9 protein-coding genes are annotated in these 12356 nt (G+C 45.9%); all 9 read left to right on the top strand.

Translation table 11 applies throughout. From position 1 onward, the window contains the following. Window positions 1–18: 18 nt before the first annotated feature. Window positions 19–1020: a GHMP family kinase ATP-binding protein gene (locus PPG34_RS04855; protein ID WP_313832016.1), complete on the top strand. Its 1002-nt coding sequence runs from the start codon at window positions 19–21 to the stop codon at window positions 1018–1020. 776 nt (window positions 1021–1796) lie between these two features. Next, a complete protein-coding gene (locus tag PPG34_RS04850; protein WP_313832015.1) occupies window positions 1797–2825 on the top strand; it encodes an FkbM family methyltransferase in 1029 nt (342 codons plus the stop codon). Window positions 2826–3105: 280 nt separating this feature from the next. Then, complete coding sequence (locus PPG34_RS04845) at window positions 3106–4359, top strand: glycosyltransferase family protein (protein ID WP_313832014.1); 1254 nt, start codon at window positions 3106–3108, stop codon at window positions 4357–4359. A 14-nt stretch (window positions 4360–4373) separates the two neighbouring features. Further along, a complete protein-coding gene (locus PPG34_RS04840; RefSeq protein WP_313832013.1) occupies window positions 4374–5606 on the top strand; it encodes a glycosyltransferase family protein in 1233 nt (410 codons plus the stop codon). Then, a complete protein-coding gene (locus PPG34_RS04835; protein WP_313832012.1) occupies window positions 5603–6856 on the top strand; it encodes a glycosyltransferase family protein in 1254 nt (417 codons plus the stop codon). The genes PPG34_RS04840 and PPG34_RS04835 overlap by 4 nt, the downstream gene beginning before the upstream one ends. A gap of 7 nt (window positions 6857–6863) precedes the next feature. Continuing rightward, entirely contained in the window at window positions 6864–8045 is a 1182-nt protein-coding gene (locus tag PPG34_RS04830; RefSeq protein ID WP_313832011.1) for a glycosyltransferase family protein, read from the top strand. Beyond that, window positions 8042–9796, top strand: a complete 1755-nt coding sequence (locus PPG34_RS04825) for an ABC transporter ATP-binding protein (RefSeq protein WP_313832010.1) — start codon at window positions 8042–8044, stop codon at window positions 9794–9796. Before PPG34_RS04830 ends, PPG34_RS04825 begins: the two co-directional genes overlap by 4 nt. Before the next feature lie 260 nt (window positions 9797–10056). Beyond that, window positions 10057–10746, top strand: coding sequence for a class I SAM-dependent methyltransferase (locus PPG34_RS04820; RefSeq protein WP_313832009.1), 690 nt, complete (start codon window positions 10057–10059; stop codon window positions 10744–10746). Window positions 10747–11032: 286 nt separating this feature from the next. Further along, entirely contained in the window at window positions 11033–12307 is a 1275-nt protein-coding gene (locus PPG34_RS04815) for a glycosyltransferase family protein (protein ID WP_313832008.1), read from the top strand. Window positions 12308–12356: the final 49 nt, after the last annotated feature.

The following is a 12356-nucleotide window of genomic DNA, read 5'->3' as shown; positions in this document are numbered from 1 at the left end:
GAAAAGGTAATTGCGTCAATGATCATCACAAGGACCCCTTTTCGACTTTCATTTTTTGGAGGGGGGACGGATTATCCTGCGTGGTATTCCCGTAATGAGGGGTTAGTTATTGCCACGACTTTTTCTCAATACTGTTATATCACATGCCGGCGTCTCCAACCATTTTTCGATTACAAATCGCGAGTCGTATATTCCAAAATGGAGACGGTTCATGAACATAAGGATATTGAGCATCCGGCAGTGCGAGGTTGCCTAGAATATTTAAATATGACCTCCGGCTTGGAGGTTCATCATGATGCCGACTTGCCTGCGAAGTCGGGAATTGGGTCGAGTTCAACTTTTACTGTTGGTCTCTTACATGCACTTCATGGGTTGAAGCATGAAATGCCGACAAAACCTCAATTAGCCGATGAGGCTATTGAGGTAGAGCATTCTCTGCTAGGGGAGAGTGTCGGCATTCAAGACCAAATCATGGCAGCTTATGGTGGGTTGCAGTTAATTGAAATGGGGCCTAGCTGCGGAGAGAAAAAATATCGAGTTTCCCCATTTATCTTACCACCAGAATATTTGATAAACCTGGAGAAATTTATCCTATTGGGATTTACAGGATTAACACGTTTTGCTTCAGAAATTGCGGGGGAGCAGATACAAAAAATGGAAGCAGGCGAAGTGAACCTTGAGGAGCTATTTTCCATAACCAAGGAAGCCCTTAGTCTACTTCAAAATAATGCAGATTTGGAAAAATTAGGACGCCTATTACACCAATCCTGGCTACTTAAACGATCATTGACTAACAAGGTTTCGAATCATCTAATAGATTCTTTATATAAAACCGGACTCAAAGCAGGGGCGTTTGGAGGAAAGTTGTTGGGTGCTGGAGGTGGAGGTTTTATGATGTTTTTTGCCCCTCCGGAACGACACAATCGAATAAAAGAAGCTCTCCCGCAAATCCGAGTATGGGTGCCTTTTCGAATGGAAACCCAAGGGGCCCAAGTTGTTTTCCATAACGAAGATTATTAATTATCTTTCAGAAGGTCCCTTGCTTTGCATAGAGATGAATAGCAGGCCGAAGAGAAATAAAGGCAGTAGTAGTGTTAGGTTTTTGAGAAGCTACCCCTTTTGGCAGGGAACTTCCTTTTCTGTCCAACCTGGTTATCTTCCCACTGTAATTTCGACTTGTCCCGGCATTATGCGTTCCCTCACGCGGGGGCATAACAGTTAAGTCTTCTGGGGATGTTGGGGCTCAAGTCAGCAGGGTGTGATTGTGGGTGATTTAGCCTCCTGCTTGGACAAGCTCGGTTTCCGGCTTAAGGTATGGATGCCGTGTTTTTTGGATTCAGGACCAGGCATCTTGGTCCGCGCCCTTGATGGGAGGTCAGCACATGCGAATTGGCGATGGGCGTTTATTCGAGTGCGCGTCAAAGACTTCTTCGTCTATTAAGTTATAACAATAGGGGGGCATGCTATTTAGACTATTGGGCTGAAGACATGAGTTTCCCAAAAATCTCACCTGCAATTTCCAATAGTGGTATCCCCGTTGGAAAACCTGGAGACTGTAAGGAAGTCATGATAATGAGAAGGAGCCAGTATCTTTTCTTTCTCGGCACCTTATTTATCAGTGGTGCAATGAACCAGGCAATTCCCACGTTTTAGATTACTTTCAGAGACTGAAACTACAATACGTGGCAATTGACTTCCAGATGCTAATTCCTCTGATTCATTATTGATCCGTTGAGTCCATGTGAAACCAATGGAAAATTTTGTTCTACTGGGAATAATATGGGAAGGTCAGATTAATGGAACATAATCAATTTCTTGGAGATTGTGATTTTTTAGCAAGCGCTCCCTATACAACATTAAAGACTTTGGGGTTGGGGTTTGTAGATGTAGGAGTCCGAGATGGGATTCATCCTATTGTGGCTCCTATTGCTGGCCTTACTTCGGCTTTGGCCTTTGAGCCAGATCAAGCGGAATGTGTTCGTCTTCAAAATCTTTATGCTAATTCTACTCCCTGGAAGGAAGTATGGATTGAACCTTCCGCATTGTATGAAAGCAATGGTACGAAAACCCTCCATATTACTTCTGCCTCTACCAATACTTCACTTCGACACGTCCATGACCCATTTGTTGAACGCTATGAGATGGAAAAATTTCAGCCAATAGGCATGGAGCAAGTCGTCACAAGGACGTTGGACGATGTACTCGCCACACAGTTTGCATCCCACCCGCAATTAGGCGAATTCATTAAGTTAGATACTCAGGGGACAGAGTTTGAGATACTGATGGGTGCAAGGAAGACCCTGACTGATCGAACAGTCGCCCTCTTAGTGGAGGTCTGGTATTGCCAGACCTATGATGGTCAAAAGCTGTTTTCCGATATCGAAATTTTTCTTCGATCGCAAGGTTTTTCCTTTTATGGCGCAAGTGTCCATTATCGTTCGAGGAAGTTTTTGGACAAATGCCAACACGTCACAAAGGAACGTCCGCTTTGGGCCGATGCTGTATTTTTTAGGGATCCCCTGCCAGGCAGTTTCGTCCCGATCAGTCTCAATGAACGTCAGGTGCATGTGCTATTTACCTGTGCAATGCTACTCGGTTCATATGATTTTGCATTAGAGTTAGCCCAATCTACATGGGCCGATGGAAAAGAGCATGACCGTATTGCGCGTTTTGTTCATAAGATTTCCAGGGTTTCCCGTTGGGATGCGGTGCTCTCGGCATTGAAGTTAGCTGGTGAAGCAGTAATCAGCCCAAAACGTGCACAGATAACATTGGGTAAGTTTATTGATGCTAGGCGTGATGTTTGTAATTATGAAGAGGTCTGAAAGTGAAAATTCTTTCTTCTTCCTACGGCTAACTCAATAAATAGGTGTTCAAGAAATTTCGGATTGGCATCCTATCATCTATTTAAATAATGGCTTCCCTAAACTGTGGTTTATAGATTAGAAAAAAATAAGATGGCTGCTTGAAGGTGAATTAAGCTATCTTGTGCGAAACAATCCCTCTATTTCAAGAGAAATGAATTGACAGACTGCCAAATTTTACGCCTCATGGATTTTATCCAACAGGATAGTTTAATTTCGGAAAATTGAAGGTTTGTGAGTCATGAAATTTCTTATTCTGGAGGCTAATAATGAAGATACCCGTTTACTTGACCAGAGTATATCTCGCTCACTTATTAACTATGGCGGATATCAAGTTAAGACCTTGGATCCTTGTGCCATCTATGAGCAGGAAGGGAGCGCTGGTCTCGAGGCAGCAATTGAGAATGTGGTCTATGAGGATAAGATCGACGTGTTCATCTGTTGTGCGTTTGGTATGTGGATGGAACTCAATCCTGAGTTTATCTATCACCGGTTGAGCGATTGTTACCGAGTGTACATTGTAGGGGATGATGAAGGTCATTTCGAGCTGTTCGATCGTTATAATGGTCAAGCCTACGACCTAGTAATCTCTGCCAATCCTCTGGTGGAGCGCTATCATCTGTATCAGATAGACGCTGAATACTACCCCAGCGTCTATCCGGCCCATTTGTTCTGTCCTTCTGACGAAAACCAAAATAAAAAGCATGATGTTTCCTTCATAGGAGCCGTGAAAGGCAAAACAGGTCGCGAAGCCGGAATTGCAATGCTTGAAGGCGCAGGTATTTCCGTTGAGTCCTTCGGGTTTGGAACAAAAAACGGCCCAATCTCGAACGAAGGAGCGTTGTCCTTGTATCGTCATTCTCGGATAAACCTGAACTTTACTGGAACTTGGCGTTCTCCTTTGGCGCCAAATGACACGATCATGCACAGGGTTCGAGCAGTTAAGGGCCGCTGCACGAAGATTGCGCTATGCGGATCCTTTGTCCTGTCGGAATATGCCCCCGGTATCGAACGTCTTTTCGACGTTGGCCGTGAGATTGATGTTTTTCGCGATCGGCAAGAACTTGTGGAAAAGGTGCACTACTACCTCGAACACGAGGAAGTTCGTGAGCAGATGGCTGCCCGCGCCCACGCTCGAGCGACTGAATACTATGATGAGGCAAAATACTGGGCAAGAGTGGGGGAGTGTCTTGAAAGGCGCATGCTTGTCCAACGTGCTTCCAAGAAAGACCGGTTGCTAATGTTCATAGACAAGCCCTTCTGGTCCTCCTATGGAGCATGCCGATTCAAATACCTCGTGATCTTTCTTTTTGCCGGCCGGTTTTTCTTGTTTTTGCACGAGCTCCGTCTGCTCATTCGCGCTGGCCGGTTTAATCTCAGAGCAGCGGTGTGGTTTGCGGCAACAGGGTTGCACATCGCCAGGCAACGCTCACGTTTTGCGGCAGGGGTTGCTGCCCTCGCACGTGGCGTGCGTAGATTATTCCGGCAGGGCTAATGAACGCATTAGTAATGATTCCAAACAAGGCCGGATTTCTTTTCAGCGATCTTGATATAGCAGGCTGCCTGGAGCGTTGTCTCGGGGCTATGGTGGTTGAATTAGACCCTGATGCAACTTACAAGATGGTTGGGATGTCGGGCCTTGAACAAGAAATCTGCCGTCTCGTGGAAAAGCACAGGATCAATCTGCTTGTATATTGGACCGCAGGGTACGACTTTCGTCCACGTTTTCTCTACGACAAACTGAGCCATGTTTTTAAAGTGCTTATGACGGGAGATGATGAGTATGGATTTGATAATGCGGACCGGTACTATGGGCAGTGCTTTGATCTAGTGCTTACTCACAATCCATTGAATGAGCGCTATCAGATCTATGGTATCGATTCAAAGGTTTTCCCTAGCGTATACGACTCATCGATTTTCTGCCCGGGAGAGCAGAGGCCCAGGGACATTCCGGTATCATTTATTGGTACTGCCCTAAACAAAACGGGCCGAGAGGGAGCCGTTCGACAGTTGATGGATGCTGGAATCGAAGTGCAACTATACGGGCCAGGGTCGTCAGCAGGAGTTCTTCCCCGTGATCGGGTCATCGACGTCTATCGCCGTTCCTGCATAAATCTGAATTTCACGGGCATGGGTAGCTATGCGCTCGATTCTGAGCAGACGATTGTTCGCCGTATTCGGCAGGTCAAGGGCCGATGCACAAAAATTGCCTTGTGCGGTTCATTTGTGCTTTCGGAATACGCGCCTGGAATTGAGAAGTGGTTTCATATTGGCAGAGAGATTGATGTCTTTAATGACGAGAGCGAGCTTCTGGATAAGGCGCGATTCTATCTTACGCATGAGGATGTTCGGGAGAAAATGGCTACGCGCGCTCATGCGCGTGCTCTTGAAGATTATGACGAATCAAAGTATTGGACAAGTATGGGACGCATGATTGAGGAGCGTGCTGCTGAAAAAAGGCATGGACGTTGGAGGCGGTTACCACTGTATGTGGATAGACCCTTCTGGGCTGCATATGGTGCGTGGCGTTTTAAATATTTGGCGATTTTCTTTTTTATGGGAAAGCTAGGCCTGTTTCTGGAGGAGTTGCTTCTTCTGATACGGGCAGGTCGGTTTAATCCCACCGCAGCTATTTGGATGGGTGCTGCCGGCCTTCATACGGTACGACAATCCTCAAAAGTTGCAGATTGGATTGCGGTTATCGCGCATAAAATACGTAAACTTGGTAGGCCTGGGGTATGAGTCTTCTTGTAATAGGTCCAGATGGTCCAGATGCGCGGTTCAATGATATGTACCACCCCATTACCTTGGAAAGGTATAGTGGATTTTCGGTGCATCGGATCAACCCGGAATTAATCTATCGGGAGGGGGGCTATTCTGCACTGGAGCACGAAGTTCTGCGGTCTATCGCGATCCACAAAATCAGGATAGTTATTTATGCGCTTGGAACTGAATTCGACTTTCACCCCGAATTTCTAGAAAACGCTATTGGCGATACTTTTCGAGTGTTGATATTAGGGGATGACGAGCATTACTTTGATGTCTCTCACCGCTACTATGCGCAGTGCTTCGATTTGGTCCTGACGTCGAATCCACTACACGAACGCTATCGATTGTATGGAATCGATGCCATGTTGTTGCCGGGAATCTACAGTACCGCGCAGTTCAATCCTGGAGAACATAAAGGGAAGACCATCGATGTGTCATTTATAGGTGCGATGCGGGGGAAGGTTGGTAGAGTGTCTTACGCTGAAGCTCTCAAAGAGTCGGGTGTCGAGCTTCAGCTCTTTGGGTCTGGTACCGAAGCTGGTGTGTTGTCGCGCGAAATGGTTGCCGAAACTTATCGTTGTACGCGCATCAATCTCAATTTTACGGGTGGCAATATCACCACCCCATTAGATGCACACCTCTCGATCAATCGTCGAGTGCGACAAGTAAAGGGGCGATGTTCTATGATTTCTCTCTGTGGTTCTTTTGTACTTTCGGAATACGCGCCTGGCTTAGAGAAGCTTTTCGACATCGGAAAGGAAATCGATGTTTTTCACGACGAAGAGGAACTAGTCGAGAAGGCAAAATATTATCTTCAGCACGAGGATGCTCGGGAGAAAATGGCAGCCCGTGCACACATTCGTGCATTAGAGTATTACGATGAAGCTAAGTATTGGGCACGCATGGGTCGCATTATTGAGGAGCGTGCCACAGAAAAGGAGAAGGGATGTTCGCGACGCTTGCCACTGTATTTGGATAGTCCCTTTTGGTCCGCTTTCGGGTCATGGCGCTTTAAATACATAGTACTATTTTTGTTTTCCGGCAGGCTTGGGTTGTTTTTCAATGAAATAGCATTGCTGCTACAAACGGGTAGGTTCAATCCTTCCGCGGCGATCTCGTTTGGTGGGCTTGGCTTACACGTCGCTTGCCAGGGTTCAAAACCTGCTACCTGGGCCGCTGGTATTGTGCGAGGTATTCGCCGCTTCCTTAAGGGGGTGAGGTAAAGGCGCTATGCTGGAGGCAAGTGCCCTTTGGTTGCAGCCCGGCAGCGATCATCCGGTGTTCCGGAGATATGCAGAGTTGTTTGGGCAATTATTCATGCGTCTCGAGGTATTGGATTACCGGGCAGTGTATCTTAATGTCGGCAGTCGTGAGCTCGAAAACAGGGTGTTGTCAACCATAAAGACCGGGGTTCCACAAGTTTTACTTTACACTCAATTTCCTAATAGTTTTGCCTACCTCCGACATGATTTTCTGGCACGAATTCGGGAGCACGTACCAGTTGTCGGAATTGGGTGGGACGACGAAATTTACTTTGATCAAGTGAAGTATTTTTATCAAAATTGCAGTGCTGTGATCACGACCGATCTTGATAGCGCCAAGTGGTTGGAAGCGTCTGGTGTTCCAGCATATGTTGTGGTGACTTCCTGGCTTACACATCCTGCTCCGACTGGGATGCCGGAGGATATTCCTGTTTCTTTCGTTGGCGATTTGACTAAGCCGGGGCGAAGGGAATTCATCGAGCGGCTTGAAGCTGCTGGAATCACCGTGGCGGATTTTGGATTCGGTAGCCGTAATGGGACTCTTTCGCCAGAGGGTATTGCTCAGATTTTTATACGAAGCAAGATTAACCTCAATTTTACTGTGACGAATCCTCCGGCCTGGATTTTACGACATAACCCCACGCGAGTGAGTAAAAGACAGATCAAAGGACGTCCCTTCGAGTTGGCATCTCTTGGCCGATTTTGCCTTTGCGAATGGGCACCTTGTGTGGATCATTGGTTTACAACGGGTGTGGACATCGATGTATTTCGCAACGCCGGTGATTTAGTGAGTCAAACCCAGCGTTATTTGCAGGATGATGAACGTCGACGGGAAATGGGGATCGCCGCACGAAAAATATTTTTAAACGAACTTGCCCCTGAGATTCAATTTAGCCGAGTGTTTGCTGAAATTTTAATGCATTCTCACAGAGGGGAGGGGCATCGAAATGAATTACCACCTAAGACCCCAATCTTCTATGAAAGTATGGGCCGGTCTCGTGGGGTGGCATTTCTCCACGCATTGTGTCGTGGGGCACTGCTTCGGGCCATTCAAGAAATTTTCTTAAACTATTCCTGGCACATTGCTTATTGGCGTGGGTTTTTTGGAATTGGTTTTGAAATCTTCATGAAGCAGATTCGCCGTACATGATTCGTATTGCTCGACAGCTTTGGCTTTTATTGAGTGCTTCCGAAAGACGACGGTCTGCATTCCTTGGGCTGCTGTTACTTATAAATAGCCTTGCGGAGATGAGCGGTGTCATCTCAGTTGTCCCACTTGTTGCTGCAATGACCTCTTCGACGGACCCCTGTTTACGCTTAGGACAGACGGTTGGTCACTTTTGTTCTCAGATCCTTCCAAGCCAAAACCCACCCATGATTGCTGCAATGGTATTCGGTTTAATTGCGACAAGCAATATGCTCGCATTTGCCACGACTTGGCTCTCTGCTAGGCTTACCTGGTCGGTCTGGCGGCGGCTCTCAGCCTCTGTTCTTACTGCGTATATGGACAAACCGTATGAGTTTTTCTTTGAACTCCACTCTTCTTCGGCTGTTAAGAATATTGTCTATGAAACTGAACGCCTAGCTGGCTCCCTATTTATGCCTATGCTTATTGTTGTCTCAAGACTCATTGTGACCTGTGGTGTTGCGGTTTTGATTGTGACAATAGATCCATTGCTTTCTTTGATTGTCATTTTTTTTCTCTCCACCATCTACTACATTGTGTATCGTCATTTACATCAACGAGTGAAGCAGAGCGGCAATCTTGCATTTCAGTTTCGTGAACAAATTAGCCGTATTGCCTCTGATACGATTGCTGGTATTAAGGAATTGCGGATGCTTGGTTGCGGGAAACACTTTTATGAAAAATTTCGATTGGCGGCTGATGTCCTAGCTCGGCAATATGTATATGGGATTACACTTAGTGTTTTGCCGCGGTATATCATTGAGACCGCCGCATTGGCTGCCATGCTTGGGTTAGCTGGTTATTTAAGCATTAAGGTCGGCGGGTGGCAGGCCTCTGCCCCAATACTTGCTTTCTATGTTTTTGCTGCCTATCGACTGTTGCCCCAGTTTCAACAGATTTTTGCAAACTCAATAATAATACAACAAAACTCAAATGTGGCTGATATTTTGTACGAATTGGTTTCATCTGCCAAATCACCTATGTCGACAGAAGTCTCGGTTTTGGCCGGACGTAGCCTTAGTGCTCCTATTGATATGGAGCAAGTTTCTTATACCTATCCTGGGTCGGTGGAGCCTGTTCTAAAGGATATTTGTATGAATATACCGAGTTGCTTGACCGTAGGTCTTATGGGTGTGACTGGTGCTGGAAAAAGTACAGTCATTGATTTAATAACAGGGTTTCTTCAACCCACAGAGGGTAGTATTAAAGTTAATGGAGTGCTGTTAAATAGAGAGTTAGCCCCTGTCTGGCGCACTAAGGTTGGTTATGTGCCGCAGGTACCTTTTCTTTTAGACGATACCATTCGAGGTAATATTGCGTTTGGATTACCAAATGTTGAGATAGTCGAAGCCCAGGTTCTCTCATCGGCAAAAATGGCAAATATTCATAATTTTATTCTTAGCTTGCCAGAGGGTTATGAGACGATGGTGGGAGAACAGGGTATTAAGCTTTCAGGCGGACAACGTCAGCGTTTAGCCATTGCTCGAGCATTGTATCGTAATCCTGAAGTGCTAATTTTCGATGAGGCAACTAGTGCTCTTGACCGGGAAACAGAGCAAGTCGTAATAGACTCCATTCAGACCCTGTCACACAAAAAAACCATGCTTATAATTTCGCATCGGCCAGCTTCCCTTAAGGTTTGCGATTTCGTGTATGAGCTTGCCAATGGGAAAATTATTTTGCGGAATTCTACAAAAGAGTTTCCATTGTCGTGAATCCTCTTTCTTTTGCAAGGGACTTTGTTTGCCCATTCTGCCGAGACTCGACTCTCTTTGTAGAGGATGAAATTCGGTGTAAGGGGTGTTCTTCAGTATTTTCCGTCGTAAATGGAATACCACGTTTTGTACCCAATCGAAACTATTCTGATTCGTTCGGGTTTCAATGGAACCTGCACCGCAAGACACAGCTAGATAGTTTTGTTGGAAGACCAATCTCGGAGGATCGCCTCTTTCGATCGACTGGTTGGGCTCGAAAAATGACAGGTGCAAGGATTCTCGAGGCTGGGTCTGGTGCTGGTCGTTTTACGGAGATTCTGTGTCGTACAGGTGCGACTGTCTTTTCATTTGACTATTCCAACGCAATTGAAGCTAATGCGCTCAACAATGGTGCAAATCCGAACCTACATCTCTTCCAAGGTGATATTTTGACTATCCCCTTGCCCGAGGCCAGCTTTGATCACGTGCTGTGCCTCGGAGTCCTACAGCATACGAGGGATCCAAGGCGATGCTTCCTGAGTCTTGCACGTCACATCAAACCTGGGGGAGATGTTGTAATTGATGTGTACCGTCGATCATTCGCTACTCTCCTGCAATGGAAATATTTTTTGCGTCCGTTGACGCGTAACATGAAATCGTTCCGTCTGTACCGGTTCCTCAAAACAATTATACCAGTGCTTATTGGTCCGACTCGATGTCTGCGTTCGGTTGCTGGCCGAGTCGGTGCGCGCCTATCGCCTATTGTTGAATATACGCATCTGGGTCTGGCACCTGAACAGAATCTGGAATGGGCATTGCTGGATACCTTCGATATGTACGCTCCAGCCTATGATAAACCCCAAACCCTCGGGGAAGTTCGCCGCTGGTTTCAGGAGGCTGGGTTGATCGATGTTGAGGTGTTTAATGGAATTAACGGTATCGTGGGGCGTGGCCGACGACCTATTGAATAAGATGTACACGGATATCTGCTCGTACGATTATGGGGAACGCTAGAGCAAAGTTAGGTCAACAGGTTGCCCATTATATAAAGAAGAGCTGTGGAGAATTGTCACCTTCCTGCTTCTGTTTAGAAATTTTTAATTAAACCTTTTGTTGTATAGTTGAACTTGAATGATTAAAGCACATTGTAATGTTTTTGTTCGTTAAACAGATTGTGTTCATCAAGGAAATACTGCTGCAACTGTACCCTGGCGGGGTCATGATCTATCCAACTTTTTGATTTGCAAAAATAAGCTCTTGAGTATCAAGTTGGATATCGATTCTGGTTTATTGTATTTATTTTCTGGTAATTTTATTGCGCCATTTATTTTATCGGAATTGGGGGATTTGTCAGTGATCAAGGCTCGCGCCATTTGGCTAGCTCCTGGTTTAGATCATCCAGTCTATAAACGATTTGCAGATTTTTTTTGTGAACTCTTTGAGCACTTTGAGGCCCTTGACTATAGAGCTATCTACCTAAAGGAGGGGCAGGTTGCGTTGGAGAGGCAAATCGAATCCTGGGTGAAAAAATGGAAACCTCAATTGGCGCTATTCAGTCAGTTTCCCAACAGCTATTCTTACCTCACCCCAGAATTTCTTGCCAGACTTAGGAAGTGCACTACTGTTACTGGGTTTGGATTTGATGATGAGATTTACTTTGAGCAGGCAAAATGGTTTTACCAATCGTGTAGTGCAGTGATCACAACAGATATTGCAGGTTCCGAGTGGCTAAAGCAGTTGGGGATCCCAGCATACTTGGCACAAATGCAACAACCTCAACCAAAGCGGGCTGCCCCACCCGTTTTGGAAGACATCCCGGTCTCATTTGTTGGGGACATGTCAAAACCTGGCCGTAGGAAATATGTGGAACATCTCCAATCTCACGGCATTCCCGTTTTAGAATTTGGCCTTTCCAGCCGTGGGGGGAAAATAACTGACAGTCAAGTATTTGATGTTTTTTCCAGGAGTAAAATCAACCTCAATTTTACTGGTACAAATCCCCCGAAGTGGATTCTTCGGGAAGATCCTTTGCGTGTCAGATTTGGCCAAATAAAAGGGCGTCCATTTGAACTTGCGGAAATGGGAAAATTTTGCCTTTGCGAGTGGTCCCCCTGCGTTGATTATTGGTTTCAATCAGACGTTGAAATTGGTGTCTTTCGAAATCCAGATGATCTGGTCTGTCAAGTTCGCCGCTTCCTTAACGATGATTCTCTTCGTCATAGAATCATTACTTCTTGCCGAGAACGCTATGAGTCTGATCTGGCTCCAACGGTTCAGTTTACTCGCCTATTTAACGCGATACTTTCACAAAAGACCAACTTAGTGTTGGGTGCCGTGATGACAAGCTCACGAGTATTTTATTACAGCATGGGGCGTTCTCGTGGTATTGCCATGCTGTATGCGCTTTGCCGGATGTCTCCGCTTCGCGCGATGCAAGAATGCTTCTCACCCTGGTCGACACATAAAGGGTACTGGAAGGGCTTATTTGATGCAGTGATAGAAACCTTGAAATATCGACTTTTTAAACTATAAACAAGTCATGCACTAAGAAAATCAATACCTGTGAATGGGATCAAAGAGT

The sequence above is a fragment of the Candidatus Nitronereus thalassa genome (assembly GCF_032191465.1).
Lineage (GTDB): Bacteria > Nitrospirota > Nitrospiria > Nitrospirales > UBA8639 > Nitronereus > Nitronereus thalassa.
Note: the sequence above shows the minus strand (reverse complement) of the source record. Positions and strands in the feature narration are given on the sequence as shown.